At 46.0% G+C, this 300-nt stretch carries 1 pseudogene; it reads right to left on the bottom strand.

What is annotated here, in order from left to right:
- Positions 1–48 precede the first annotated feature (48 nt).
- Positions 49–300 (bottom strand): annotated as a pseudogene (locus DW49_RS1000000133500) (hypothetical protein); the annotation flags it as partial.

Genomic DNA, 300 nt, shown 5'->3' with positions numbered 1-300 from the left:
CTGTTTTCGAAAAAACCAGCTACTAACTAACGTAAAATTCAAATTTTATCAATAACTTAGGTTGCGGGACACGGGTAAATTATTTCGCAAACAGTACACTAGTGCTATTACGAGATCTAGGCTGGCACCCAAGATACCTACACCTGTTCTAACTACGCCTTTCTCCCTAACTGTCTGCTCCCAAGCAGACACCTCCGAACTCACATTCCAAACCTCCAACATCAACACCGCCAGACAAAACGGTGTCGACCCCAATACCCGATAAGCCGCCTTGTTCTTCTCCGCATCCAGCCCCTCTAT

It is taken from the genome of Pseudomonas avellanae BPIC 631 (assembly GCF_000444135.1).
Lineage (GTDB): Bacteria > Pseudomonadota > Gammaproteobacteria > Pseudomonadales > Pseudomonadaceae > Aquipseudomonas > Aquipseudomonas avellanae.
This window is presented reverse-complemented; position numbering and strand designations above follow the sequence as displayed.